This window comes from Lentzea sp. DG1S-22 (assembly GCF_036321065.1).
Classification (GTDB): domain Bacteria; phylum Actinomycetota; class Actinomycetes; order Mycobacteriales; family Pseudonocardiaceae; genus Lentzea; species Lentzea jiangxiensis.
In genome coordinates, this window is sequence record NZ_CP143276.1 from 4,242,078 (window position 1) to 4,267,265 (window position 25,188).

At 70.3% G+C, this 25,188-nt stretch carries 27 protein-coding genes and 1 pseudogene; 14 read left to right on the forward strand and 14 right to left on the reverse strand.

The window, feature by feature from the left end:
* Window position 1 precedes the first annotated feature (1 nt).
* A complete protein-coding gene (locus tag V1227_RS19165; protein ID WP_329786999.1) occupies window positions 2-271 on the forward strand; it encodes a hypothetical protein in 270 nt (89 codons plus the stop codon).
* Here V1227_RS19165 and V1227_RS19170 read toward each other — a convergent pair.
* Window positions 195-1,469, reverse strand: a complete 1,275-nt coding sequence (locus V1227_RS19170) for an amino acid permease (RefSeq protein ID WP_329787000.1) — start codon at window positions 1,467-1,469, stop codon at window positions 195-197. The two genes, V1227_RS19165 and V1227_RS19170, sit on opposite strands and share 77 nt — an antisense overlap.
* A 196-nt stretch (window positions 1,470-1,665) precedes the next feature.
* Here V1227_RS19170 and V1227_RS19175 point away from each other — a divergent pair, with 196 nt between their 5' ends.
* The gene (locus V1227_RS19175; protein WP_329787001.1) at window positions 1,666-3,138 is read left to right on the forward strand and encodes a leucyl aminopeptidase; all 1,473 of its coding nucleotides are present in this window, start codon (window positions 1,666-1,668) and stop codon (window positions 3,136-3,138) included.
* 54 nt (window positions 3,139-3,192) lie between these two features.
* On the opposite strand, the gene V1227_RS19180 is transcribed toward V1227_RS19175, so the two are convergent.
* Complete coding sequence (locus tag V1227_RS19180) at window positions 3,193-3,792, reverse strand: nucleotidyltransferase family protein (protein ID WP_329787002.1); 600 nt, start codon at window positions 3,790-3,792, stop codon at window positions 3,193-3,195.
* A 313-nt stretch (window positions 3,793-4,105) separates the two neighbouring features.
* Here V1227_RS19180 and V1227_RS19185 point away from each other — a divergent pair, with 313 nt between their 5' ends.
* From V1227_RS19185 to V1227_RS19195, 3 genes are read left to right on the forward strand one after another with little or no spacing between them, the layout of a single operon-like run.
* The gene (locus V1227_RS19185; protein WP_329787003.1) at window positions 4,106-4,453 is read left to right on the forward strand and encodes a S1 RNA-binding domain-containing protein; all 348 of its coding nucleotides are present in this window, start codon (window positions 4,106-4,108) and stop codon (window positions 4,451-4,453) included.
* A 50-nt stretch (window positions 4,454-4,503) separates the two neighbouring features.
* The gene (locus V1227_RS19190; RefSeq protein ID WP_329787004.1) at window positions 4,504-4,965 is read left to right on the forward strand and encodes an OsmC family protein; all 462 of its coding nucleotides are present in this window, start codon (window positions 4,504-4,506) and stop codon (window positions 4,963-4,965) included.
* Between the two features lie 47 nt (window positions 4,966-5,012).
* Window positions 5,013-5,996 carry a MerR family transcriptional regulator gene (locus V1227_RS19195; protein ID WP_329787005.1) on the forward strand — a complete coding sequence of 328 codons (984 nt, stop codon included), beginning with the start codon at window positions 5,013-5,015 and terminating at the stop codon, window positions 5,994-5,996.
* 103 nt (window positions 5,997-6,099) lie between these two features.
* On the opposite strand, the gene V1227_RS19200 is transcribed toward V1227_RS19195, so the two are convergent.
* Window positions 6,100-6,426: an oxidoreductase gene (locus tag V1227_RS19200; RefSeq protein WP_236223566.1), complete on the reverse strand. Its 327-nt coding sequence runs from the start codon at window positions 6,424-6,426 to the stop codon at window positions 6,100-6,102.
* Window positions 6,427-6,607: 181 nt separating this feature from the next.
* Between V1227_RS19200 and lpdA the strand changes: the two genes are divergently transcribed.
* From lpdA to V1227_RS19230, 6 genes are all read left to right on the forward strand, one after another.
* On the forward strand, window positions 6,608-7,996 hold the full coding sequence (gene lpdA / locus V1227_RS19205; RefSeq protein WP_236223567.1) for a dihydrolipoyl dehydrogenase: 1,389 nt from the start codon (window positions 6,608-6,610) through the stop codon (window positions 7,994-7,996).
* A 51-nt stretch (window positions 7,997-8,047) separates the two neighbouring features.
* On the forward strand, window positions 8,048-9,811 hold the full coding sequence (sucB, locus tag V1227_RS19210) for a 2-oxoglutarate dehydrogenase, E2 component, dihydrolipoamide succinyltransferase (RefSeq protein ID WP_329787006.1): 1,764 nt from the start codon (window positions 8,048-8,050) through the stop codon (window positions 9,809-9,811).
* A 103-nt stretch (window positions 9,812-9,914) separates the two neighbouring features.
* The gene (locus V1227_RS19215) at window positions 9,915-10,805 is read left to right on the forward strand and encodes a TIGR01777 family oxidoreductase (protein ID WP_329787007.1); all 891 of its coding nucleotides are present in this window, start codon (window positions 9,915-9,917) and stop codon (window positions 10,803-10,805) included.
* Window positions 10,802-11,380: a phosphatase PAP2 family protein gene (locus tag V1227_RS19220; RefSeq protein WP_329787008.1), complete on the forward strand. Its 579-nt coding sequence runs from the start codon at window positions 10,802-10,804 to the stop codon at window positions 11,378-11,380. Before V1227_RS19215 ends, V1227_RS19220 begins: the two co-directional genes overlap by 4 nt.
* A complete protein-coding gene (lipB, locus tag V1227_RS19225) occupies window positions 11,337-12,065 on the forward strand; it encodes a lipoyl(octanoyl) transferase LipB (protein WP_329787009.1) in 729 nt (242 codons plus the stop codon). Before V1227_RS19220 ends, lipB begins: the two co-directional genes overlap by 44 nt.
* A 56-nt stretch (window positions 12,066-12,121) precedes the next feature.
* Window positions 12,122-12,619, forward strand: coding sequence for a hypothetical protein (locus tag V1227_RS19230; protein ID WP_329787010.1), 498 nt, complete (start codon window positions 12,122-12,124; stop codon window positions 12,617-12,619).
* Window positions 12,620-12,638: 19 nt separating this feature from the next.
* Here V1227_RS19230 and V1227_RS19235 read toward each other — a convergent pair whose 3' ends face one another.
* Genes V1227_RS19235 through V1227_RS19245 form a run of 3 tightly spaced genes read right to left on the reverse strand, consistent with a single transcriptional unit; the run spans window position 12,639 to window position 14,868 of the window.
* Entirely contained in the window at window positions 12,639-13,568 is a 930-nt protein-coding gene (locus V1227_RS19235; RefSeq protein ID WP_329787011.1) for an LLM class F420-dependent oxidoreductase, read from the reverse strand.
* Between the two features lie 11 nt (window positions 13,569-13,579).
* A complete protein-coding gene (locus V1227_RS19240) occupies window positions 13,580-14,578 on the reverse strand; it encodes a CaiB/BaiF CoA transferase family protein (RefSeq protein WP_329794061.1) in 999 nt (332 codons plus the stop codon).
* A complete protein-coding gene (locus V1227_RS19245; protein ID WP_236223574.1) occupies window positions 14,578-14,868 on the reverse strand; it encodes an antibiotic biosynthesis monooxygenase family protein in 291 nt (96 codons plus the stop codon). The genes V1227_RS19240 and V1227_RS19245 overlap by 1 nt, the downstream gene beginning before the upstream one ends.
* A 113-nt stretch (window positions 14,869-14,981) precedes the next feature.
* On the opposite strand from V1227_RS19245, the gene V1227_RS19250 reads away from it, so the two are divergent.
* Entirely contained in the window at window positions 14,982-15,776 is a 795-nt protein-coding gene (locus V1227_RS19250) for a cyclase family protein (RefSeq protein ID WP_329787012.1), read from the forward strand.
* A 140-nt stretch (window positions 15,777-15,916) separates the two neighbouring features.
* Here V1227_RS19250 and V1227_RS19255 read toward each other — a convergent pair whose 3' ends face one another.
* The 8 genes and pseudogenes from V1227_RS19255 to V1227_RS19290 all read right to left on the reverse strand — a co-directional run bounded on the left by V1227_RS19255 (window position 15,917) and on the right by V1227_RS19290 (window position 22,538).
* Window positions 15,917-16,819: an acyltransferase domain-containing protein gene (locus V1227_RS19255; protein ID WP_329787013.1), complete on the reverse strand. Its 903-nt coding sequence runs from the start codon at window positions 16,817-16,819 to the stop codon at window positions 15,917-15,919.
* An 81-nt stretch (window positions 16,820-16,900) separates the two neighbouring features.
* Window positions 16,901-18,115: a ketosynthase chain-length factor gene (locus V1227_RS19260; protein WP_329787014.1), complete on the reverse strand. Its 1,215-nt coding sequence runs from the start codon at window positions 18,113-18,115 to the stop codon at window positions 16,901-16,903.
* On the reverse strand, window positions 18,112-19,380 hold the full coding sequence (locus V1227_RS19265; RefSeq protein ID WP_329787015.1) for a beta-ketoacyl-[acyl-carrier-protein] synthase family protein: 1,269 nt from the start codon (window positions 19,378-19,380) through the stop codon (window positions 18,112-18,114). The genes V1227_RS19260 and V1227_RS19265 overlap by 4 nt, the downstream gene beginning before the upstream one ends.
* A gap of 95 nt (window positions 19,381-19,475) precedes the next feature.
* A pseudogene (locus tag V1227_RS19270) lies at window positions 19,476-20,090 on the reverse strand (hypothetical protein); the annotation flags it as partial.
* Window positions 20,091-20,111: 21 nt separating this feature from the next.
* The gene (locus tag V1227_RS19275) at window positions 20,112-20,297 is read right to left on the reverse strand and encodes a hypothetical protein (protein WP_236223580.1); all 186 of its coding nucleotides are present in this window, start codon (window positions 20,295-20,297) and stop codon (window positions 20,112-20,114) included.
* A gap of 9 nt (window positions 20,298-20,306) precedes the next feature.
* On the reverse strand, window positions 20,307-21,236 hold the full coding sequence (locus V1227_RS19280) for an aromatase/cyclase (RefSeq protein WP_329787017.1): 930 nt from the start codon (window positions 21,234-21,236) through the stop codon (window positions 20,307-20,309).
* 28 nt (window positions 21,237-21,264) lie between these two features.
* Window positions 21,265-21,516 (reverse strand): acyl carrier protein, encoded by a 252-nt coding sequence (locus tag V1227_RS19285; RefSeq protein ID WP_329787018.1) that lies wholly within the window; start codon window positions 21,514-21,516, stop codon window positions 21,265-21,267.
* Between the two features lie 212 nt (window positions 21,517-21,728).
* Window positions 21,729-22,538, reverse strand: coding sequence for an AfsR/SARP family transcriptional regulator (locus tag V1227_RS19290; RefSeq protein WP_329787019.1), 810 nt, complete (start codon window positions 22,536-22,538; stop codon window positions 21,729-21,731).
* A gap of 209 nt (window positions 22,539-22,747) precedes the next feature.
* On the opposite strand from V1227_RS19290, the gene V1227_RS19295 reads away from it, so the two are divergent.
* Both V1227_RS19295 and V1227_RS19300 read left to right on the forward strand, forming a co-directional pair.
* A complete protein-coding gene (locus V1227_RS19295; protein WP_329787020.1) occupies window positions 22,748-22,930 on the forward strand; it encodes a hypothetical protein in 183 nt (60 codons plus the stop codon).
* Window positions 22,927-25,188 carry a TOMM precursor leader peptide-binding protein gene (locus V1227_RS19300; protein ID WP_329787021.1) on the forward strand — a complete coding sequence of 754 codons (2,262 nt, stop codon included), beginning with the start codon at window positions 22,927-22,929 and terminating at the stop codon, window positions 25,186-25,188. Before V1227_RS19295 ends, V1227_RS19300 begins: the two co-directional genes overlap by 4 nt.

Sequence of the window (25,188 nt, forward strand, 5' to 3'; positions counted from 1 at the left end):
CATGACCAAGGAAGAAGGATCTTCACGGGGTGCCGACGTCCGCACCGTCTCGCAGGCCGCGCTGCTCGTCCTGGGCACCGGCATGACGCTGCTCGACGGATGGGTCATCGGCGGTGTGGGAGGAGTCGTCGCCGCGGTCTTCCTCGCCGTCTTCTTCCTGGCCATCTACTACGGCATCAGCAAGGAGAAGCCCTCTACGAACGGCCGGGTGTACGGGCTGGCGGTGTGCGTCGGAGTGACTCTTCTCGTTTTTCTGTCCGTGACTCTTTGAGCGACGCGCGGAGAGACGCCGTCAGTCCGATGAGGCCGGTGCCGGCGCCCAGTGCCGCGATCGAGATCAGCAGCGCGGGCACCGGCAGGCTCATCGCGAGCAGCACCGAGAGCCCCAGGCCGAGGCAGGCCGTGCGCATGGGCCACGTGCGGTCGTTCTGCAGCAGCACTCGAGCCGACGCGTTGGTGAAGGCGTAGTAGAAGAGCGTCGCGCACGCTGCCACACCCAGCGCCGTCGCGAGCGGCATGAGCAGCACGGCGAGCACGCCGGCGACGGTCAGGACGAGGCTCAGCACCCCCGGCTTCAGGCGCGTCGGCAGGTCGCCGTCCTCGGCCAGCCCGGTGAGCGTGCGGTGCGCGGACGCCAGCACGAAGTGCAGCACCGCCACCCCGGCCACGGCCGCGGCCACCTGCACGAGCGGCACCAGTGCCGAGGCGTCCGCCGCGACGAGGGCGTCGCGCAGCGGAGCCGGCGACAACGCGAGGCGCGCGCTGCCCAGCTGGCGGAGCACTCCGGCGCCCACGGCCAGGTAGACCGCGAACGACAGTCCGACGAGGATCGGGATCGCGAACTTCAGCACCCCGGGCGGATGCGGCTGTTCACCGCGGTGGGGCGCGGTGATGCGTTCGAAGCCCGCGAACGCCGTGAACATCAGGCCGGCGACGCCGACGAGCTCGTTGGGGGTGCCCGTCTCCCCTGCCGACGGCACGGGCGCGATCGAGAAGCTCGACGCGACCACGAGCGCCAGCACGGCGAGGACGACCAGCGACACCACCACGCTGACCCCGGTGGTGAAGCGGAACCCGGCCGCGCCGAGCACCGCCGTCGCGACGACGAGGGCGAGCGCGCCGGCCACCGGCTGGTCCGGCACCACGTACGCGCCGAACATCGACGCCACGGCCGCCGCCATCGCGGCGCGGCCGACGAGGTGGGCGCTCGCCGTCATCCTTGCGGGCCACACGCCGAGCTGGGCACGTACGTATCCGTAACCGCCGCCGATGTCCGGGTAGGCACGGGACTGGTCGGCGGTCGAGAAGGCCGAGCAGAGGGCGGCGAGCGCGGTCACGGCCAGCGCCGGGAGCAGCCACCAGCCCGCAAGACCTGCGGCAGGGGCTAATCCGGCGAAAACACCCGCTCCGAGCACGGCGGGGAGACCGAGCGCGACCGTCGTCACGATCTCGCGAGGCGTGGGGGTCACCGGTACACGTTCTCAGATGCGTCATCCGGTCGTAACCACCCGGTCGACTGATACGTGAAACGGGCGAATCGCCACTGTGCGCAACTGTGAACGTCACGGATTGCGGCGAACGTGGCGGGCCTCGCCATGGGTGGACCAGTCCGACCTTTAGCATGGGTCACGATCCCGAGCCCCCGCACGAACCCTGGAGCAGCACGTGACAGCCCCGAAGCTGGCCCTCACCGAGGGTGACCTGAGCACCACCGCCGCGGACGCAGTCGTCGTGGGCACCCTGCAGGGTGCGGACGGTCTGGAGCTCGCCCCCGGTGCCGAAGCTGTCGCCGCCGCGTTCGACGGCGCGCTGCTCGACGTGCTCGGCACGCTGCGCGCGTCCGGCAAGGCCGACGAGCTCGTGAAGGTGCCGACGTTCGGCAAGATCGCCGCTCCGCTCGTGCTGGCCGTGGGCCTCGGCAAGAGCGCGGGCGAGGAGCAGGTGCGCCGCGCGTCCGGTGTCGCGGCCCGCGCTCTGGCCGGCAAGAAGCGCGCGATCACCACGCTGGCCGCCCTGCACGTCGGTGCCACGGCCGAGGGCACGCTGCTCGGCGCCTACACGTTCACCGAGTACAAGTCCGACAAGGGCGAGGGCCCGGTCGCGAGGGTCGACCTGCACGCCGCCGGTTCCAAGGAGAACAAGGCCGCGCTGAAGGCCGCCGTCGCGATCGCCGAGGCCGTCGCCACCGCGCGCGACTTCATCAACACCCCGCCGAACGACCTCTACCCCGGCTCGTTCGCCGACCGCGCCGCGAAGCTCGCCACGGCGGCGGGCCTCGACGTCGAGGTGCTCGACGAGAAGGCGCTGAAGAAGCAGGGCTTCGGCGGCATCCTGGGCGTCGGCGGCGGTTCGACGCGCCAGCCGCGCCTCGTGCGCATCTCGTACAAGGGCGCGAAGGCCGTCAAGAAGGTCGCGCTCGTCGGCAAGGGCATCACGTTCGACACCGGCGGCATCTCGATCAAGCCGGCCGCGAACATGGACGAGATGACCTCGGACATGTCGGGTGCCGCCGCGATCGTCGCCACGATGGTGCTCGCCGCGAAGCTCAAGTACCCGCTGGAGATCATCGCGTCGATCCCGATGGCGGAGAACATGCCGTCCGGTGACGCGTACCGCCCCGGCGACGTGCTGACCATGTACGGCGGCAAGACCGTCGAGGTCCTCAACACCGACGCCGAGGGCCGCCTGATCCTGTCCGACGCCATCGTGCGCGCGTGCGAGGACGGCCCGGACTACCTGATCGAGACCGCGACGCTGACCGGCGCGCAGGTCGTCGCCCTGGGCAAGCGCACCTCGGGCGTCATGGGCTCGGACGAGTTCCGCGACCGCGTGGCCTCGATCGGCACCGCCGTCGGCGAGTCGGCCTGGCCGATGCCGCTGCCGGAGGAGCTGCGCGCGGACCTCGACTCGCGCCTCGCCGACCTCGCGAACGTGACCGGGCACCGCTGGGGCGGCATGCTCGCGGCGGGCCTCTTCCTGCGCGAGTTCGTGGCCGAGGGCGTGCAGTGGGCGCACATCGACATCGCCGGCCCGGCGTTCCACACCGGCGGCCCGTACGGCTACACCTCGAAGGGCGGCACCGGTGTCCCGGTGCGGACCATCGCGGCCGTGCTGGCGGACATCGCGGCCAACGGCTGAGTCCTCCGCCGCGAACGGGCGGGGATCCTCCGGGGTCTCCGCCCGTTTCGCGTTTCAGGGCCACGGGAGCACCTGCAGCGCCGGCCACTGCTCGCGCCACCTCGCGGTCTTCGTCTCGTGGACGTGGCGGGGAGCCAGGACCGGGTTCGGGCGCACCACCAGGTTGAAGACGTCCGACAGACCGTGCGGCGCGTAGACGCGCCGCCGTCCGTCCCGCTCCAGCCGGACGCCGACGCAGCACGTGGTGGCGGCGAACGAGTCGATGGCCGCTTCGGTCGACCCGTGGGGCCGGCAGGGGACGCCGAACTTCCGCTCGTACCAGAGGTGGACGCGGGCCTCGTTGCGGATCTCGACCGTCGCGGGCAGACCGGCGAACCTCCGCGCGCCCGCTCTGATGACGGTGTCCTCGGCGTGCCAGGACAGGTCGGGGCCGAAGTAGAACAGGTCGTGGTCCAGGACTCCTTCGGCCGGGGACCTGCCGGTCACCACGTTCCGCACCGTCTGGAACACGCAACCGGCCGTGAGGTACCAGTCGGGCAGCCTCAGCTCGGCCGCTCCGTTGAGGACCTCCACCAGGATTTCGTTGCTTTCGAGGATGGTCCGCAACGCGGCCAGCTGTTCGTCGACGGGCAATCGCCCGAGCTTCGTCTCCACGGCCGGATCATCGCCCTTTCCCGATTCGAGGTGGGCGGAATTCCGGAGGCCGGCGGAAAACGCCGCGCCCGGTCGTCCCCGGTTCGAATTCGCCGGCCGAGCCTCGCCGTCCGGCACCTCCTCGCAGTCCTTGCAACAGCTCGTTTGCGGACGAAGTCAAAAGACTTGTTGCAAAGATGCAGTTCAGCGCGGTCGCGGAACTGATATATCGGTTGGGTGGAGTGCCGGGTGTGGTTGGCTGGTGGCGTGACGGTGCTGTCGGCCGCGTTTTGGGAGTGGCGGCCGTGGTGCCGAAGTGGGGGTAATGGTGGCGATGAGCGAGTTTCTCGCCGGCCTCGACAGGAACATGGTCGTCGAGGGCGATGTGAGTGCGATTCTTCCGTTCGGCGTGTTCGTCGCACTGGACGGGGCACCCGGTCCGGTGGCGGCACTGGTGCGCATTCCGCAGATTTCCTGGGAGCGGATCGACCACCCGGGCGACGTGCTGGCGGTCGGAGACCGGGTGCGGGCGCTCGTGCTCCACGTCGACCTCGAACGGGAGCAGGTGTCGCTGTCGATCAGGGCGTTGCTGCCCGAGCCGCCCCCGCGGGAGAAGACCGGGAGCGAGGTCCTGTTGGAGATGCAAGTGGAGGCGTTGCGCCGGAAGCTGCTCGAAAGCTGACGCGTCCGGCGGGGCTAGGTGATCGCGGCCGGGCGGAGGAGGATTTCCGCATGGGGACGCATCACTACGAGGCCGACGTCGTGTGGACCGGGAACACCGGGAGCGGGACGTCCGGGTACAAGACCTACGAGCGCGCGCACGAGATCCGGGTCGCGGGCAAGGCGACGATCCTCGGGTCGTCCGATCCGTCGTTCCGCGGTGATCCGAGCCGGTACAACCCCGAGGAGCTGCTCGTCGCGTCGCTGGCGCAGTGCCACATGCTGTGGTTCCTGCACCTCGCGTCGGTCAACGGCGTCGTCGTCACCGAGTACCGCGACCACGCGACCGGGACGATGGGGGAGCACCCCGACGGGTCGGGGCGGATGACCGAGGTGCTGCTCCACCCCGTCGTGGCAGTCGCCGATCCGGCGACCAAGGAGATGGCGCAGGCGTTGCACGAGAAGGCGCATTCGATGTGCTTCATCGCGGCGAGCGTGAACTTCCCCGTGCGGCACGAGCCGACCGTCGTGTGAGGTATGGGCTTGAGTCTCGAGTTGGTCGAGGCCCCAGGGTGGCGCTCATGACGAAGCAGCTGTACCCGATCGGGCACGTCGCACGCCGCACCGGGTTGAGCGTGAGCGCGATCCGGTTCTACGCGGACGAAGGTGTCGTGCCGCCCACCAGTCACACCGATGGCGGCTATCTGCTCTACGACGTCGAGGCCGTCGCACGGCTGGAGCTCGTGCGGACGTTGCGCGACCTCGGGGCGAGCGTCGAGGACGTGCGCAGGGTGCTGGCCGAGGAGCTGACGTTGCACGACCTCGCGAGCACGCACCCGGGCATCGTCGAACGGCAGTTGCGGCGCCCGGGGGCGCGCCGGGCGGTGCTGAGGACCGTGGTGAGCCAGGGCGGCAGCGCGCGGCAGGTGACGTTGATGCACGAGCTCGTCTCACTGTCCGATGAGGACCGTGAACGGCTGCTCGACGACTTCTGGGACGAGGTCACCGAAGGGCTGGCCGTGCACCCGGCTTTCGTCGGGCACCTCCACCGGCTGCGGCCCGTGCTGCCCGACGAGCCGGCCACCGAGCAGCTGCAGGCGTGGATCGCGCTCGCGGACATGGTGCGGGCCGAGGATTTCCGCGACGAGGTGCGGAAGTTCTTCCACGGCGCCTTCGCCGCACCGGAGGCGAGGACGATGACGTCGCCGGAGGTGATGGCGCGCGTCGAACGGCATCGGCTGGTCGAGGTCGAGGCGTGGGAGGCGGAACGGTCCGGAGTGGAGCCGGACTCGGAGCGCGGGCGGGAGATCGCGGGCCGGTTGCTCGCCTCGCTCGCCGGGCTCACCGCCGAGGTGACCGGGACCGCGCCGGAGGCGGCCGGGCTGCGGCGGGCGCTGACCGAACCCGATCCGGTGGTCGACGAGCACGCGCGGCGGGCCGTCGCGGAGTTCGAGGGCGTGCTGGACCGGTACGCGGCGCTGGTGGCGACGGTCAACGGCACGCCGGACGAGACCGGCGGTGGGGCGAGCGAGCGGTGGGTGGCCGCCGCGATGGCCGCGCTCTAGTGGCGCCTCGCGGAACGTCGGCGCTGTGATCCACGCTCGGCGGGGCGCCTCGCGGCACCGCCCCCCACGCCGATCCCACCGGCGGCGTTCCGCACCACACCAACTAGCCGTTGCCGAGCTTCTTCTGGCGCGCGGTGTAATCGCGCATGCGCTTGGGGTAACCGACGATGCCCGCGTCGTAGATCGGCATGCCGAGTTTGCGGGCGAACGACCTCGCGGCGTCCGGGGAGGCGATCCTGCGGCGGGTCCACTCGCCGTCGTGGGCGACCAGGACCACAGTGGTTTCGGTCACCGTCGTCCTGGGTTCCACGTAGGCTTCGACGCCCTGGCGGCTCTTCGTCCACTGCTCGAGGTGGCTCGTGTCCTGGTTGGAGGCGGTGCGCAGCACACCAGGGCGTGACTTCCTGCGGAAACGGTCGAACAGCCCCATCGGGCACCTCCTGTGCTTGCCTGCACCATGGTGCCAGGAAAGGGTGTTATGAGTAGGTGAATGATCGGGATCGAGACGCGGTCTCCCCATGCCGGATCACCGCGCTCCGGCAACTAGTGACAAGATGGCCGCGTACCTCGCGCGCACCCGCGCGTAGTAAGTAATCCCGAGGAGATCCGAAGTGACTTCGCCGGAACTGGAGTCGGCCACCAACGCCGATCTCGTCATCCTCGGCGGCGGTTCGGGCGGCTACGCCTGCGCGTTCCGCGCGGCCGAGCTCGGCCTGTCCGTCGTCCTGGTCGAGAAGGACAAGCTGGGTGGCACCTGCCTGCACCGCGGCTGCATCCCGACCAAGGCGCTGCTGCACGCGGCCGAGGTCGCGGACAACGCCCGCGAAGGCGACCAGTTCGGTGTGAAGTCCTCGCTCGAGGGCATCGACATCGCCGGCGTCAACTCGTACAAGGACGGCGTGATCTCGCGGCTCTACAAGGGCCTGCAGGGTCTCGCGAAGGCCAACAAGGTCACCCTGGTCGAGGGCGCCGGCACGTTCGTCGGCCCGAACACCGTCGAGGTGAACGGCCAGCGCTACGTCGGCAAGAACGTGGTCCTCGCGACCGGTTCGTACGCCCGCAGCCTGCCCGGTCTGGAGATCGGCGGCCGGGTCATCACCAGCGACCAGGCGCTCAACCTGGACTTCATCCCGGAGAAGGTCGTCGTGCTGGGCGGCGGCGTCATCGGCGTGGAGTTCGCGAGCGTGTGGCGCTCGTTCGGCGCCGACGTGACCATCGTCGAGGCCCTGCCCCGCCTGGTCCCCGCCGAGGACGAGTACGCGTCCAAGCAGCTGGAGCGCGCGTTCCGCAAGCGCGGCATCAAGTTCAAGACCGGCGTGAAGTTCACCGGCGCCACCCAGTCCGACTCGGGTGTCTCGGTCACGCTGGAGAACGGCGACGTCCTCGACGCCGACCTGCTGCTCGTCGCGGTCGGCCGCGGCCCCAACAGCGCGGGTCACGGCTACGAGGAGGCCGGGATCACCATCGAGCGCGGCTTCGTGATGACCGACGAGCGGCTGCGCACGAACCTGCCGAACGTCTACGCCGTCGGCGACATCGTGCCGGGCCTGCAGCTCGCGCACCGCGGCTTCCAGCAGGGCATCTTCGTGGCCGAGGAGATCGCGGGCCAGAACCCGAAGGTCATCGACGAGGCGGGCATCCCGCGCGTCACCTACTGCAAGCCCGAGGTCGCCTCCGTCGGTCTCTCCGAGGCCGCGGCCAAGGAGAAGTACGGCTCGGCCGAGACGTTCGTCTACGACCTCGCGGGCAACGGCAAGAGCCAGATCCTCAAGACCGCCGGCGGCGTCAAGCTCGTCAAGGCGCCCGACGGCCCGGTCGTCGGCATCACCATGGTCGGCGAGCGCGTCGGCGAACTCATCGGTGAGGCCCAGCTGATCTACAGCTGGGAGGCTTACCCGGAGGACGTGGCACCCCTGGTCCACGCCCACCCGACCCAGACTGAAGCCCTCGGCGAGGCGTTCCTCGCCCTGGCCGGCAAGCCGCTGCACGTGCACGGCTGACCGTTCCCCACACAAAGTCAGCCACACGAGAGCACGAGGAGTCAGCGAACAATGGCCTTCTCCGTCCAGATGCCCGCACTCGGTGAGAGTGTCACCGAGGGCACGGTCACCCGGTGGTTGAAGCAGGAAGGCGACCGGGTGGAGGTGGACGAGCCGTTGCTCGAGGTGTCCACCGACAAGGTCGACACCGAGATCCCCTCCCCCGCGGCGGGCGTCCTGCAGAAGATCGTCGCGCAGGAGGACGACACCGTCGAGGTCGGTGGCGAGCTCGCGGTCATCGGCGACGGTGACGGCGCTTCCGCCGAGCCCGCGCCCGCCCCGGCGCAGGAGTCCGCCCCCGAGCCCGAGCCGCAGCAGACGCAGCCGGCTCCGCAGCAGCCTTCCGAGGAAGCCCAGGAGGCTCCCGCGGCGCCCGCCCAGTCCGGTGGTTCCGCCGAGGGCACCGACGTCACGATGCCCGCGCTCGGCGAGTCCGTCACCGAGGGCACCGTCACCCGCTGGCTGAAGCAGGTCGGCGACAGCGTCGAGGTCGACGAGCCGCTGCTCGAGGTCTCGACCGACAAGGTCGACACCGAGATCCCGTCGCCGGTCGCGGGCACGCTGCTCGAGATCGTCGCCGGTGAGGACGAGACCGTCGAGGTCGGCGGCAAGCTCGCCGTCGTCGGTTCCGGCAGCCCGGCGGCGCAGTCCGCTCCCGCACCGGAGTCGAAGCCCGAACCGAAGCCCGAGCCGAAGCAGGAGGCTCCCGCCCCCGCGCCGAAGCAGGAGGAGGCCCCGAAGCAGCAGGCCCCGGCTCCGCAGGCCGCCCCGGCGCCGAAGCAGGAAGCGCCCGCCGCGTCTTCCGCGTCTTCGTCGGACGACGCGAACGGCACGCCGTACGTGACGCCGCTCGTGCGCAAGCTCGCGTCGGAGAACGGCATCGACCTGGGCTCGCTCAAGGGCACCGGTGTCGGTGGCCGCATCCGCAAGCAGGACGTGCTCGCCGCCGTCGAGGCCAAGAAGGCCCCGGCTCCGGCGCCCGCCGCCGCTGCTCCGGCCGCCACCGCCCCCGCCGCCCGCACCGCCACCCCGGCCGCGGCCGACAACTCGGGCAAGCGCGGCACCGTGCAGAAGCTCCCGCGCCTGCGCCAGATCGTCGCGCAGCGCACGCGTGAGTCGCTGCAGCAGTCGGCCCAGCTCACCCAGGTGTTCGAAGTCGACGTCACCAAGATCGCCCGCCTGCGCAACCAGGCGAAGAAGGCGTTCGAGGCTCGTGAGGGCGCGAAGCTCACGTTCCTGCCGTTCTTCGCCAAGGCCGCCATCGAGGCGCTCAAGGCCCACCCGGTGCTCAACGCGTCGATCGACGAGGAGCGCAAGGAGGTCACCTACCACGGTGCCGAGCACCTCGGCCTGGCGATCGACACGGAGCGCGGCCTGCTCAACGCCGTGATCCACAACGCCGGTGACCTGAACCTGTCGGGCATCGCCCACAAGATCGCTGACCTGGCGGCGCGCGCCCGGTCGAACAAGCTCACGCCGGACGAGCTCGCCGGTGGCACGTTCTCGCTGACCAACCTCGGCAGCAACGGCGCCCTCTTCGACACCCCGATCATCCAGCAGCCGCAGGTCGGCATCCTGGGCGTCGGCGTCGTGAAGAAGCGCCCGGTCGTCCTGACCGACGAGGACGGCAACGACACGATCGCGATCCGCTCGATGATGTACCTCGCGCTCACCTACGACCACCGCCTGGTCGACGGTGCGGACGCGGGCCGATTCCTCACGACGGTCAAGAACCGTCTCGAGGAGGGCGCGTTCGAGGCCGACCTCGGTCTCTGACGCGGCAACGCCGATGTGAAGGCCACCCCGGGTCCGCCCGGGGTGGCCTTCGGCACATTCGTGCCACTGTGCACGGAATGGTCCGGTGCGGAACGATCTAGGCATGCGAGTCGTCATCGCGGGATCGTCCGGCCTGATCGGCACGAGCCTGGTCGCGTCCATGCGCGCCGCGGGTCACGAGGTGCTGCGACTGGTGCGCCGCAAAGCCGCCGCCCCCGACGAACGCGGCTGGGACCCGTACGCGGGCCGCGTCGACGAGGGCACGTTCGACGGCGTCGACGCCGTCATCAACCTGTGCGGCGCGGGCATCGGCGACAAGCGGTGGGACGACGCGCGCAAGCAGGTCCTGCACGACAGCAGGGTCGTCCCGACCGAGGTGCTGTCGGCGGCGGTCGTCGAGCACGGCGTGCCCGCGCTCATCAACTCCTCCGGCGCCCACTTCTACGGCGACACCGGTTCTCGGCTCGTGGACGAGGACGCGCCGGCCGGGCACACCTACATGGCGCGGCTGACGCAGGACTGGGAGGCGGCGACGTCCGCGGCCCAGGCGGGTGGCGTCCGGGTGGTGCTGATGCGCACCGCTGTCGTCATCTCCCCGTCGGGTGGCGTGTTCGGCCGGTTGAAGCCGGTGTTCCAGTTCTTCCTCGGCGGCAAGCTCGGGACCGGTGAGCAGTTCTTCCCGTGGGTGTCGCTGGACGACGTCGTGTCCGCCTACCGGTTCGTCACCGAACACCAGGAGATCCGTGGCCCGGTCAACGTCGCCGCGCCCACCCCGGTGACGAACGCCGAGTTCACCAAGGCGGCCGGTGCGGCGCTGAACCGGCCGACGCCGTGGGTCGTCCCGGCGTTCGCGCTGAAGACGCTGCTCGGCGGTGAGATGGCGCAGGAACTGCTGCTGAGCGGTCCCGGCCTCACGCCGGGGGTGCTGGAGGCGCACGGGTTCCCGTTCCTGCACCCGGCGCTGCCGTCCGCCCTGAGCGCGGCGGTCGCATGACTCGTGCGTTCGCCGCGGTACTGGTGATCTCGTGGATCCTGCTGGGTCTGCCGGAGACGACGGCGCTCGACGTCTGGGCGCACGACGTGCTGCCGAGACCGGACTGGCTGCGAGCGGCGGCGTTCGCGGTGAGCCTGGTCCTGGGGCCGACGGTCGGGTGGGCGTTCGCGGCGGTGCTGTCCGTGCTGGCCTGGCGGCGGCGCGACCCGCGGCTGTGGAAGGCGCTCGCGCTGCACGCCCTGTGCTGCGCGACGATCTTCACGCGGTTCCTCTTCGACCGCGTCCGCCCCGTCGAGTACCACCTGCCGAGCTACCCGAGCGGGCACACGGTGGCGGTCGCGTCGGTCTGCTTCACCCTGGTCGTGCTGCTCCGGCGCGGGGTTCTGTGGGCCGTGCTCGCGGTGCTGGTGGCCGGGTTCGCGAGGGTCGTGCTGGAGATGCACTGGGTCACCGACGTCCTCGGCGCGGCGCTGGGTGTGACGGGCGTCGGACTCTTGGCGGCCACCGCTCTGGGGTTGGTAACGTCGGGTCGTGAACTCGTGCCGCACCTCGTCAGACCCCGTCGTCATCCGTGAGCTGGGGCTCATCGACTACATGGCGGCGTGGGACCTGCAGAAGGAGATCGCCGAGGCGCGTGCCGCCGGCACCACCCCGGACACGCTGCTGCTGCTCGAGCACCCGCCCGTCTACACCTGCGGCCGGCGCACCCTCGACGAGGAGCGCCCGCGCGGTGGTGACACCCCGGTCGTCGACGTCGACCGCGGCGGCAAGATCACCTGGCACGGCCCCGGCCAGCTGGTCGGCTACCCGATCGTCAAGCTCGCCGACCCGATCGACGTCGTGGAGTACGTGCGGCGCGTCGAGCAGGGCCTGATCGACGTCTGCGACAAGCTCGGCGTGCACACCGGCCGGGTCGAGGGCCGCAGCGGCGTGTGGCTGCCCGCCGACGACAGGGGTCCGGAGCGCAAGGTCGCCGCGATCGGCATCCGGGTGCAGCGCGGTGTGACCATGCACGGCTTCGAGATCAACTGCAACGCGAGCCTCGACGCGTTCGACGACATCATCCCGTGCGGCATCAAGGACGCGGGCGTCGCTTCTCTCTCGCACGAGCTGGGCCGCGACGTCACCGTCGCGGAGGTGCTGCCGATCGCCCGTGACTCCGTGCTCGCGGCGCTCGACGGCACGCTCCCCCTGACGGACCGCACTGTGACCCGCTCCGGCCCCGTCGCCGCGGGTATCACCTTCGCTAGCATTCCGTAGCCCTGCGGCGGGGAGCGGCGGAGTTCTCCTTCGGGGCCTGCGGAGGAGGGTGCGTCGTGAGGCTGTCCCGACGCCAGTTGTTCACGGCTGCCGGTGTCACGGCACTGGCAGCGGCGGGCACCACGTCGACCGGGCCGGTGGCGGTGGCCGCGCCCGTGCGCACGTGGTCCGGCGAGATCCAGGTCGCGGAGTGGGAGCGGTACTTCCTCGGGCTCGACGGCGGCGCGCACCAGAAGGCGCTCGACGCGCTCGGCATCCCGCACCGCGACGGCGTGCGCGCGGACGAGCAGTACCTGATGGTGCCGGCCGAGTCCGTCCGGCGGGCGGCGCTGGAGTTCGGTGACCACGCCGCCGCGGACGTGCTGCGCGAGCGGTTCGGCCTCGACTCGCCGTCGATGCTCGGGCGCGGGCTGGAGCTGGTGCTGGGGCGGCGCGGGCTGGAGCAGCGCTACCTCGACGACCCCGGCCTGCAGCTGCGGTACATCGGACATCGGCGACCGTTCGCGAAGCACGTCCTGCCGATGCCGGCGGCGGTCCGCGAAGCGCTCGCCTGATGCCCGGATGTCCGTCGTCTCAGAGCTGGGGAGCCACGTCCGACGCGACCTCGGTGATGTGGTCGAGGTCGGCGAGGTCGAGGACCTGCAGGTACACCCGCCGCACACCGGTCGCCTCGCGCCACTTCCCGATGCGGTCGACGACCTCGGCCGGGGTGCCGGCCAGGCCGTTCTCCTTGAGCTCGTCGACCTCGCGGCCGATCGCGGCGGCACGGCGGGCGACGTCGGCGTCGGTGCGGCCCACGCACGCGACGAGCGCGACGGAGCGGATGAGCTCCTCCGGGTCGCGGCCGATCTCCTCACACGCGGCGTCGACGCGCCCGAACTGCTCCACCGCGGCGTCGATGCCGACGAACGGCAGGTTGAACTCGGTGGCGTAGGACGCGGCGAGCGCCGGGGTGCGCTTGGCGCCCATGCCGCCGATCAGCACCGGGACGCGTTCCTGCGCGGGCTTGGGCAGCGCGGGCGAGTCGGTGAGCGCGTAGTGCCTGCCCTCGAACGAGAACGTGCCGCCCTCGGGGGTCTCCCACAGGCCGGTGATGATCGCGACCTGCTCCTCGTAGCGCTCGAAGCGCTCCCCCAGCGCCGGGAACGGGATGCCGTACGCGGTGTGCTCGGCCTCGTACCAGCCGGCGCCGATGCCGAACTCCACGCGGCCGCCGGACATCTGGTCGACCTGGGCGACGCTGATGGCGAGCGGTCCGGGGTGGCGGAACGTCGCGGCGGTCATCAGCGTGCCCAGGCGGATCGTCGACGTGTCGCGGGCGAGTCCGGCGAACGTGATCCACGGGTCGGTCGGGCCGGGCAGACCGTCGACCGACCCCATCTTGAGGTAGTGGTCGGAGCGGAAGAAGGCGCCGTAGCCGGCGTCCTCGGCCGTCCGCGCCACGCGGAGCAGGTCGTCGTAGCTCGCCCCCTGCTGGGGCTCGGTGAAGATGCGCAGTTCCACGAAGACCGAATCTAGTCGCTGGAAAAGCGCGGCGCAGGAACGGCGGCGCCTTCCTGCGTGAACACCCCCCTGGCCGCCAGGTGCGGGTGCGAGGACGCCTCCTGCAGCGTCAGCACCGGCGTCACGCAGGCGTCGGTCGAGGCGAACACCTCCGACCACTCGTCGCGCGTCCGGGTCAGGAACGCCTCGGTGAACGTCTTGCGCAGCAACGGCCAGGAGTCGCGGTCCATCTGCTCGGGCAGGTCGGCGGCGTTCAGCCCCAGCCCGGCCAGGAGCAGGGCGTAGAACTGCGGTTCCAGCGACCCCACGGCGACGGAACGGCCGTCCGCGCACTCGTAGATCGAGTAGAACGGGCACCCGCCGTCGAGCAGGTTCGCGTCCGGCGCGTCCTGCCACACCGACTGCGCCTTCATCGACCAGATCATCTGCGCGAGCGACGCCACGCCGTCGACGATCGCCGCGTCGACGACCTGGCCGCGCCCGGTGCGCTGCCGCTCCCACAACGCCGCCAGCACGCCCAGCACCAGGTAGAGCGATCCGCCGCCGAAGTCGCCGACGAGGTTCAGCGGCGGTTTGCCGATCGCGTGCAGCACTCCGGTCACCGACAGGTAGTTGATGTCGTGGCCGGCGCGCTGGGCGAGCGGGCCGTCCTGGCCCCAGCCGGTCATCCGCGCGTAGACCAGGCCGGGGTTGACCGCGAGGCAGTCGGACGGCCCGAGCCCGAGCCGTTCCAGCACACCGGGGCGGAAGCCCTCGATCACCACGTCCGCGGACGAGATGAGCGACAGGACCGCGGCCCGGCCCTCCGGCGACTTGAGGTCCGCGGCCACCGAACGCCTGCCGCGCAACAGGAAGTCGCGGGAGGCGTCCGGCACCACGGACAGCCCGCCGGACGGGCGCTCGACGCGCGTGACCGTCGCGCCGAGGTCCGCGAGCAGCATCGCGCCGTGCGGACCGGGGCCGATGCCGCCGAACTCGACGACCTCCAGTCCGTCCAGTGGACCCATGATCAGGCTTCGAACGACAGGCGCGGGTTGTAGATGGCGCCCGAGGACTCGGCGAGGCCGCGCATCGCCTTGGCGTGGTTGCCGAAGTCCGGGTGCGCCAGGGCGGCGCGCAGGGCGTCGGCGCTCTCCCACAGCGCGATGTTGATGTAGGAGGCCGGGTCGTCGAGCTGGCGCGAGAGCGTGTACTCGATCAGGCCCGGCTGCTCGCGCAGGAAGGCCGCCGTCTCGTCGAAGGCCTTCTCGAACTCCTCGGGGTCACCGGTGAGCGTGAAGCGGTTGAGGAAGGTGATCATGAGGTGGCACTCCCCTGATGCAGCGGTGTCAGTGATTTTCCTTTGTTTCTCGGTAAAACCATGCACACCGCGTCTTGAGACGTGCTCAAGGAACGCCCGCCAAGCTCTGCTCCATGCGCATCATCGATCTGTCTTCCCACATTGACGCATCCGCGTACGAAGCGGACCCGGTGACGCACGAGGTGCTCACGGCCGCCCAGGGCGCGGAACACATGGCCGAGCAGCTCGAGGCGCGGCTCGGCATCGAGTTCGACGTCTCCGTGCTGCGGGACTCCGAGTTCCTCACGCTGGACCGGATCAGCCTCACCTCCCACACCGGCACGCACGTCGACGCGCCGTCGCACTACGGCTCGAAGACCACGTACGGCAACGGGATCCCGCGCCACATCGACGAGATGCCGCTGGAGTGGTTCCACAACCCCGGCGTGAAGCTCGACGTGCGCGGCCACGGCACCGGCGTCATCGGCGTCGAGGTGCTCGAGAAGGAGTTCGCGCGCATCGGCTACACGCCGAAGCCGATGGACATCGTCATCCTCGACACCGGCGCCGCCGAGCACGCGGGCACCCAGACCTACTTCACCGACTACACCGGACTCGACGGCCCCGCCACGAACTTCCTGCTGGACCTCGGGGTCAAGGTGATCGCGACCGACGCGTTCAGCCTCGACGCGCCGTTCCCGGACATCGTCAAGCGCTACCTGCAGACGAAGGACGAGAGCGTGCTGTGGCCCGCGCACTTCGCCGGCCGCGACCGCGAGTACTGCCAGATCGAACGCCTGGCGAACCTCGACGCCCTGCCGGACTTCGGGTTCACCGTCGTCGCGTTCCCGGTCAAGATCAAGGGCGCCGGAGCGGGCTGGACGAGGGCCGTGGCCCTGCTCGACGACCAGACCTCAAGTGAGAGCTGAATCACCGTACTTACCTTCGCAGGTATGGAAAACAGCGACACATGGCCACCCGAGAACGAAGACCACATCGTCCGCGGCATCGACTAGCAGCGCTCAAGGGCCGCTCTCCGGGAGGAGGGCGGCCCTTGTGGTTCACGAGCTCACACCAGACGAGCGCGTGCGGTCTCGACGGAGTCGGCGGCGTCCAGCAGCGGCAGCACCTGCGAGGCACCGGACCGCACGGCCTTCGTGCGGCGCGCGAACGACGTCAGCGTCTGGCCCGGCCCCGCCTCCACCAGCAGCACGTCGTACATCGCCACCAGCTCGGTGAGCGCCGGTCCGAAGTAGACGGCGTCGGTCAGCTGGCGGGTCCAGAACCGCGGGGACAGCGCGTCCTCCTCGGTCATCAGCTTGCCCGTGTAGCCGGAGTACAGCGGCATCGACGGCGCCACGGGCGAAGCGCTCCACGACGCCAGCGCCTCGTCGACGGCGGGCTGCATCGCCGGGCTGTGGAACGGCGTCGACGCCGGCACCGTCACGACGACGTACTCGTCCGCCTCCAGCCGTGCCCGCACGCGTGCCAGCGGCCCGTCGGAGCCCGCCAGCATCGTCTGCCGGGCCGAGTTCACGGCGGCGATCGCCACGTCGCCCTCCAGGTACGGCAGCAGGTCGGCCTCGGAGGCGGCGACGGCGAGCATGCCACCGGACGGGATGGGCACGGCGGACAGCACGCGGTCGCGCACCAGGGACACGGCTTCCTCCAGCGAGAACACGCCCGCCAGCGTCGCCGCGACGACCTCGCCGGCGGAGTGGCCGATCAGCGCGACGGGCTCCACGCCCCACGACAGGACGGTGCGGCCCAGCGCGTAGTCGACCGCGAACAGCAACGGCTGTGCGCGGGACACGTGGTCGATGTCGGCGCCGGACAGCCAGTCCTCGCAGGCGACCGAGCCGACCTCGCCGAAGAGCTCGAACACCTCGTCGGCCACCGAGGTGAACACGGCGTCCGTGCCGTACAGGGAGGCCGCCATCCGCGGGTACTGCGACCCCTGCCCGGGAAACATCAGTGCTACGTCCACAAGTCGCCTCCAGAAACGGCTCGGGGGCCGTGAGAGAAAAACCCCCACGGCCCCCGAGGCACGACATCACCTGTATTCGCGAACCACCATGGCGGAGTTGTAGCCGCCCTTGCCGCGTCCGAGCACCAGCGCGGCCTTGATCTTGCCGTGCCGAGCCTCGTTCATGACGAGGTCGAGCTCGTACTCCGGCACGAGGTTCTCGACGTTGATGGTCGGCGGGATCGCGCTCCAGTAGATGGAGAGGATCGCCGACGCCACGTCGAGGGAGCCACCACCGGCGAACAGGCGGCCCGTCATCGTCTTCGGCGCCGTCACCGGCACGCCGTACGGCCCGAAGATCGCCTTGATCGCGTCGGCCTCCGCCTTGTCGAGCTCCGGGATGCCCGCCGCGTCGGCGAACACCACGTCGATCTCCGAGGCGTCCATGCCGGCGTCGCGCAGGGCGAGCTCGGCCGCGCGCTTGAGGCCGGGCTCCCGCGACGGCATCTTCGAGTCGAACGTCGAGGCGTACCCGACGATCTCGCCGTAGATGCGCGTTCCGGGACGGCCGGCCGCCGACTCCGGCGTCTCGACCACCATGATCGCGCCGCCCTCGCCCGCGACGTAGCCGGCTGCGTCGCGGTCGAACGGCAGGTAGGCGCGCTTCGGGTTGTTGTTGCGCGACAGGCGTCCCGACGCCTGGTGGGCGACCCACGCCCACGGGCACAGGGAGGAGTCCATGCCGCCGGTCAGCGCGAGCTGGACGCCCTTGCGCAGCTGGCGCCGGGCGTGGCCGATGGAGTCGATGCCACCGGCCTGCTCGGACACCACGACCGCGCCGGGACCGCGCGTGCCGTGCCGGATGGAGATCTGGCCCGTGTTGACCGCGTAGAACCACGCGAACGACTGGTACGCCGAGACGTACTCCGGGCCCTGGTGCCACAGCTTCTGCAGCTCGCGCTGACCGAACTCGTACCCGCCGGCCGTCGCGGCGGTGATCACCGCGATGTCGGTGTCCGGGATGTCGTTCGGCTGCACACCCGCGCCGCGCAACGCCCAGTCGGTGCCCACCAGCGTCAACCGCGTCATGTGGTCCGTCTGCGGCAGGAGCCGGCCCTGCAGGTGCCGGCCTGCCTCGAAGCCCGGCACCTCACCGGCGATCTTCGCCCAGTAGTTGGCGCTGTCGAACCGGGTGATCGGCTTGATCGCCGCCTCGCCCTGCAGGGTCGCCCGCCAGTACGCGGTCGGCCCCAGCCCGGTCGGCGAGGCGATGCCGATTCCCGTCACCACCGCACGAGTCACCGGCCTGCCCCTTCCACCTTCTTGAGCACCATGGCGCTCTGGAATCCACCGAAACCACTGCCCACGGTGAGGACCGTGTTGACCTTCTTCTCGCGCGCGACCAGCGGCGTGTAATCGAGGTCGCACTCGGGATCCGGCTCGTGCAGGTTCGCCGTCGGCGGGATGAGGTCCTGCTCGAACGCCAGCAGCGAGCCGACGATCTCCAGGGACCCGATCGCACCCAGCGAGTGCCCGATCATCGACTTGAAGCCGGAGACCGGGGTCTTGTACGCGTGCGCACCCAACGAACGCTTGAACGCGGCCGTCTCGTGCAGGTCGTTCTGCTTGGTGCCCGACCCGTGCGCGTTGATGTAGCCGACGTCCGTGGCGTCCGCCCGCGCCTGCTTCAGCGCGATGTTAATGGCGTCGGACATCTCGATGCCCTCGGGGTGCAGGCCCGTCATGTGGTAGGCGTTGCACCGCGAGGCGAAGCCGCCGATCTCACCGTAGATGTGCGCGCCGCGAGCCCGTGCGTGCTCCAGCTCCTCGAGCACGATGATCGCGCAACCCTCGCCCAGCACCAGGCCGTCGCGGGTCTTGTCGAACGGCCGGCACGCCGAGGTGGGGTCGTCGTTGCGGGTGCTGGACGCGCGGATCACGTCGAAGCACACCACGGTGATCGGGGAGAGCGGGGCCTCGGTGCCGCCGGTGACGACGACGTCCGCGGAGCCCTCCATGATCAGCTCGGCCGCGTAGCCGACCGAGTCGAGACCGGAGGTGCAGCCCGTGGAGACCACGGAGACCGGTCCCTCCGCGCCGACCGTCCACGCCAGCTCCGTCGCCATCGAGGACGGCGTGAAGTAGTCGTAGAGGTGCGGGACGGCGTAGGACTGGTCGACCTCCCAGTACTTGCCCCGGTCGGAGCCGACGATGAACTCGCGCTCCAGCGAGGTCGTGCAGCCGACCGCGGTGCCGAGCGAGACCCCGATGCGGCCGGGGTCGAGCTGGTCGAACTCGATGCCGGAGTCGGCCATCGCCTCACGGCCCGCGACGACGGCGAACTGAGCCGCGCGGTCGAGCCGGCGGATCTCCTGCGGCGTCAGGCCTTCGCGCACTGGGTCGAAATCTGCTTCCCCCGCCATGCGGGAGCGGTACGGAGACGCGTCGAAGTGCGTGATGGTGCGAGTCGCCGTACGCCCTTCGGACAGCAGTTTCCAATACGCCTTCGTTCCTATGCCACCAGGTGCGACCACGCCCACCCCGGTGATGACGGCGCGACGACTCATCGGACACCTCCAATCGCCTTCTGTGCGGACATGGTCTGCTCCAATCTCGGACAGGGCACGGGAGCGATACCTGTCTCTGCCGAATGAACCGATGGTGAGACGGCCCGATCGAGGCCACCTCGAACTACGGCGTAGGACCCCTGTACGAGTCCGGCCCCGGCCTCGGTCGCGAACAGCTGTTTCGCCGCCGAGCCACCGTCGTCGTGACATCCGAAGCCGACGGGCACACCGGTTTCCGCGATCGTCTCGACGATCTCGCCGATCTGGTCCGGCCACAGCCCGCCCGCGGTGTCGTGCAGCAACACGGTCTCCGCCCCAGCCTCCGCGGCGGTCAGAACGACCTCCAAAGCGTGTTCGGGGTCGCTCAGCCAGCCGTCGAAGAAGTCCCGCGCCTCGACGACCACTCGTCGTCCGGCGCGCACGAGTCGGCGCACGGCTTCGCGGACCTCCGAGAAGCCGTGCCCTTGGACAACTATCGCCACCACGGGGGTCTCCGCGGTGATCAGTGCGGTGAGGTCCTCCGGAGCACCGGAGGCGATGAGGGTGGCGGTCCGCAGCCGGAGCTCGATCGCGGCACGGCGGTAGAACCGCCGTGCCGGCCGGCCTCCGTCGACGAACGCGACCCCGAGCGCGTCGAGGCGCCGCACCGCGACCAGCCGGTCCGAAGTGGACAGGCCGGGGCGGCGCAGCGACACGTCGTAGAGCTTCATCCGGCCTCCGCGCCTCGGTCTTCAGAAGCCCGACAGCAGGACTCGGGAGGCCTCGATCTCATGAGCGCAGTGCCCCACCTCCGCGGGACATCCGTTGCGCTGGTGTTCGATCGCGGCCTTCTCCAGGTACATGGCCACCACGTAGAGCCCGTTGCGGCTTGCGGCGCGTGCAGCGGCGATGAGCAAGTCCGCGCCACCCGACCCCATCGCGTCACCTCATCCGTTTTCGGCGAATTCCTTGGCGTGTCGCAGCGTCGTGAGGCTGTTGGTGCCCAGCGCGGTGCGGATGAGCTCGCGAGCGCGCTCGACCGTGCCGTCGGCCCCCAGCACCTCGGGGACGACCTCCGGCCGGATGACGACCGTGTGGTGCGAGGTCGCCTCGATGCCGGCACCGTCGGCGAGGTCCCGGAACGTCCACCGGCCGACGTGCGCCGCCATGATCGGCGGCGTGTGCGTCTGCTTGTAGACGATGCCCTCGTACGGGGTGCAGACCCGCACCGAGTGCGTGGTGTGGATCGACCCGTCCGGGCTGCGGGTGTCCATCTCCATGGACTGCACCCCGGTGACGGCCTCGGTGAGGTCCAGGCGCGCCACGTGCGGCAGCCGCTGCGGCCACAGGTCCGAGCGGTACAGGAACTCGTAGACGTCCTCGCGGCCCGCCTGGATCGTGATGCTGTCGGAGAACGACAGCACCAGCTTGTCGTAGTCGTCGCCGTACTCGGCCGCCCGCTTGAGGGCGGCGAGCTCGGCGTCGCTGTTGTTGTTGACGGCGTTCAGGATGAGGTCGACCGCCTCCGGCTGCGCCGCCGTGAAGTGGTGGAGCAGATCGACCCGAGTCGCCGAGTCGGCGATCGGGACGATCCGCCACTCCCCACCCATCGTCTTCACGGGTGCGGCCGAACGCTCCTGCTCGAAGGAGATGTGCAGGTTCGCCGGGTCGAGCTCTCGCCGGGACGTCCACGTGCGCACGTCACCGTTGGCGAACGCGTGCAACCGCAACCGTTCCGTCGAGCCGTCCCGTTCGAACACCTCGGCGTGCACCGTGGGTCCGAAGATGTACGGCCAGGTCGTCACGTCCGCGACCAGGTCGTACACCACCTTGGCGGGAGCCCCGATCATGACCGTGTGCGTGGTGGTGTGCGTCATGTCCGTCTCCGATTCCGAGTCGCCGGCGTCAGGCCGCGATCTGTCCGTTGACCTTGTCCAGCAGCTGACGTGGCGTCTCGATGTACGCCATCTCGTCGTCGGCGATGGAGGCACCGTGCTTGCGCTTGATCAGCGCGACCGTCTCCAGCAGGGCAAGGGAGTCGAAGCCCAGCTCGAGGAACGGGATGTCGAGGATGTCCTGGCCCGGCTTGAACGAGTCGTCGTCGCCCGCGGCCTCGTTGAGGATCTCCTGGAGACCCTCGATGGTCAGTGCGCTCACGGCTAGTTTCCTTTCGTCCAGCGGGCGGTTTCCGCACGCCCATGTCCGAGGTTGTCAGCGCTCGGCAGTGGGCCGCTGGAGATGCCCTCGAAGAAAACCTTCCCGGCGCAGCGAAAACGGCTCCCGCCACGGTGTGGCGGGAGCCGCTGGAAATGAGCTCGGGTCTGACGCGCGGCCCCGCTCGGCGGGAGCCGGGGAACGCGGAACGACGATCAGGCGAGAAGACGTTGCAACTGGAGGGTTTCCGTGCTGTCCAGTCGCGGGTCGGACGTGAGAATGGCGTGCTGCAACAGTTGCAGGCGCGACGAGGGCTCGACGCCGAGCTCCCGGTTCAGCGTGGTGTGCAGGGCCTTGAACGCGTCGAGCGCCTGCCACTGCCGGCCGGCGCGGAACAGCGAGATCATGTACTGCGCGCAGAGGTTCTCGTTCATCGGGTTCTGCACGCTCAGCACGGAGAGCTCGCTGAGCAACACCGTGTGCTTGCCCATCCGCATCTCCGCGTCGATGCGCGTCTCCAGGGCGCTCAGGCGCGCCTCCTCCAGGCGCACGACCTCGATGCCGAGCGGCATCCCCGGCCGCACGTCCACCACGGCCGTGCCGCGCCACATGTCCAGCGCCTGCCGCAGCAGCCGGGAGGCGCTGGCGTAGTCCTCGACGTCGTAGGCCTGCTGGCCGGCGCGGCCGAGGCGTTCGAACTCGTGCACGTCGACGGACTCCGGCGGCACGTCGAGCAGGTAGCCGCCGTAACGGGTGACGAGCACCTCCTTCGCGCCGTTCTCGCCGAGCGACGACAGCGCGTCTCCGATCAGCTTGCGCAGCTGGAGGATGTAGGTCTGCAGGGTGGTGCGGGCACTGCGCGGCGGCCGGTCGCCCCACAGCTCCTCCACCAGGGTGGGCACGGAGACGACCTGCCTGGAGTTCAGTGCCAGGAGCGCCAGGATCTGCCGCGGCTTGGCCGCGGTGGGAGTCACCGAGCGACCGTTCAGCACGGCCTCGACAGGCCCCAAAACCTTGATCTGCATCGCGACTCCTCCTTCGGTTCCGAGCACGCCACTAGTCTGCTCGGCCCAACGGGGGCGCGTTAGTGCACGGACCACCGATGTCAGATGAGTTCTGCCCGCGAGGGGTATGAAAACTTCATACGGCGGCGCATTAGTCAGTAACTACCGGGACATCAACACCGGTCCGCATGCTTACCCACAACAAATCACCCCAAACCCCGGAGCTGACCATGCACCCCACCGCCAACGTCGAGCACCTGCATTCTTCCGTCGTCACCGCGGACGACTCCGACGACATGAAGATCTACCAGTTCGACCGCGAGGCCTCGATGGACTGGTTCATCGGGGTCGGCTGGACGGCCACGGCGCCGGGCAGCGCGTACCGCGTGCAGGACGAGGTCCTCGCTGCATGACACCCGAACTGGCTGAACCGCACGAACAACGCATCGGGTTCCGGCGCCACCTGCGACCGCAGATCGTCCAGGGCGAGGCCGTGTACCTGATCGGGGAAACCGGGGTCACCGCGATCCAGGGTTCCCACGTCGAGTCGCTCGCACCGCTGCTCGACGGCACTCGTGACCTCGCCGCCGTGCTGCGCGACCTGCCCGTCGGCCTGACGGCCGACACGGTCGGCCGCATGCTCACCAGGCTCGCCGCGGCGGGCCTGATCGGGCCACGCGGTGAGGAGGACGGTTCAGCCACGACCGAGGCCACGCTCGCCTACTGGGACGCGGCGGGCCTCGACTCCGCGGACGCGGTGGCGGCGACAACGACGTCGCTCGTCTCCGTCGTCACGATCGGTGACATCGCCCACGACTCGCTCGTGGACGCCCTGCACCGCAACGAACTCATGGTCACCCCTCGGGGTGGTGACCTGACGGTCGTCGCCTGTGCCGATTACCTGGCACCCGAACTGCGCGACATCGACGAGGCGCACCGGATGACCGGCAAGCCCTGGCTGCTGGTCAAGCCCGTGGGCGCGGAGGTGTCCGTCGGCCCGTTCTTCACCCCCGGCGACGGTCCGTGCTGGCGATGCCTGGCGGTCCGGTTGTCGGCGAACCGCAAAGCCGAGGCACACGTGCGGCGGCGGTGCGGGCAACAGGGTCCCGCTCCACGGCCCGCCATCGGCCTGCCGTCGCTCACCGCGATGGCGCTGGAGATCGCCTCGGTGGAGACGGCCAAGTGGCTCGCCGGCATCCGCCAGGACGCGCAGCGGACCATCTGGAGCTACGACAGCCTGACCATGCAGGTCTCGCAGCACGACGTGCGGGTCCGCCCCCAGTGCTCGGGCTGTGGCGACCCCGGGGTCGTCGCGCGCAGGGCGTTCGAGCCGGTCGAGCTCACGAGCCGCGCGAAGCACTCCAGCGACGGCGGCGGCCACCGGTCGTCACCACCGCAGGAGGTGCTCGACACCTACCGGCACCTGGTGGGCCCGGTCACCGGCATCGTGAAGGAGATCCGCCGCGACGACAACGGCCCCGCGTTCTTCAACTCCTTCCGCTCCGGCTCGAACGTCGCCGCCGGGGAAGGCATCGAGGGGCTGCGTTCGGCGCTGCGCGCGGACACCGGCGGCAAGGGCGTCACCGCTCTCGACGCCCGCGTCGGGGCGCTGTGCGAGGCCGTGGAACGACGCAGCGGCGTGTACGTCGGCGACGAGGCCCGGGTGAGCGGCAGCTACCGGTCGCTGACCGGCCGGGCGATCCACCCCGACACCGTCCAGCACTACCACCCGCACCAGTTCACCGGCCGCGAGCGGTGGAACGCGGCGCACTCGGACTTCCAGCACGTCACCACCCCGTTCGACGAGGACGAGGTGATGGACTGGACACCGCTGTGGTCGCTCACCGGGCAGCGGCACAAGCTCCTGCCCACCGGCATGCTCTACTTCGGCGCCCCCTGTCCGCCGAGCGTGAGAGCGAACTCCAACGGGTGCGCCGCGGGCAGCAGCCTGGAAGACGCCGTGCTGCAGGGGCTCCTGGAGCTCGTCGAACGCGACGCCGTCGCCATCTGGTGGTACAACCGCACGGCGGCACCGGGCATGGACCTGGACTCGTTCCACGATTCGTGGATCACGCGGAACCGCGAGGTGCACGCGAGCCTCGGCCGCGAGGTGTGGCTGCTCGACGTGACGGCGGATCTCGGCGTGCCGGTGATGGTCGCGCTGTCACGCCGCACCGGCGGCGGCCCGCGCGAGGACATCGTGCTCGGCTGCGGGGCGCACCTCGACCCGCGGATCGCCGCGCGCCGGGCGCTCACCGAGCTCAACCAGTGCATGCCGATGGTGTGCGGGTCCACCGGCACGGGCGGTCTCGACGTGGACGTCCGGCGCTGGTTCGAGAACGCCACGATCGCGGACCACCCGTGGCTCGTCCCCGACCCGGCCGAGCCGGCGCGCGTCGCCCTGCACCACGGCTACACGCACCGCGAGGACCTGGTCGACGACGTCCACGCCATCCGCGCCACCCTCGAGGACCGCGGGATGGAGCTGCTGGTCCTCGACCAGACCAGGCCTGACCTCGGGTTGCCGGTCGTCCGGGTGGTCGTGCCGGGGCTGCGGCACTTCTGGTCGAGGTTCGCTCAAGGGCGCCTCTACGACGTGCCGGTACAACTGGGGCGACTGACCCGGCCACACCGGTACGACGAGCTGAACCCGATCCCCCTGTTCATGTAG